Annotated in this window: 1 protein-coding gene; it reads left to right on the top strand. The window is 39.3% G+C overall.

Features of this window, described 5'->3' with window-relative positions:
* A partial coding sequence (locus tag A9E74_RS14180) for a glycosyltransferase (RefSeq protein WP_141696846.1) occupies positions 1–236 on the top strand: 236 nt, incomplete at its 5' end.
* Between the last annotated feature and the right edge of the window lie 169 nt (positions 237–405).

Below are 405 nucleotides of genomic sequence, written 5' to 3'. Positions count from 1 at the left end.
GTTGCTCTTGTGTTGCCTTTGATTGTGATACAGGTCCACGGGACATTATCGAGCACAACCAAAATGGACTTTTAGTGAGCCCAGAAAATGTTGACGACATGGCCGATGCGATTAGTCTATTAATTAATGACAATGGTTTACGTAACAAGCTATCTCAAAATGCAATTTCTGTTCGCGAGAATTTTTCTGAAAACGCAATTCTTATTAAATGGTGTGATCTGATTGAATCAATATAAACCACCTATTACTAAGCAAATTGAAGGCTGTGCCTGTGCTTATGGCAAATAAAAATGCTGAGAAGAAAGACAGCATTGTATTTTTCATCAGCTCACTTGGTGGTGGTGGTGCAGAAGGCGTTTGTGTAAGTTTGGCAAATGCCTTAGCTAAAAGAGGTTGGCAGGTAAA

The sequence above is a fragment of the Methylophaga muralis genome, from assembly GCF_001720165.1.
In the GTDB taxonomy this organism is placed as follows: domain Bacteria; phylum Pseudomonadota; class Gammaproteobacteria; order Nitrosococcales; family Methylophagaceae; genus Methylophaga; species Methylophaga muralis.
This window is presented reverse-complemented; position numbering and strand designations above follow the sequence as displayed.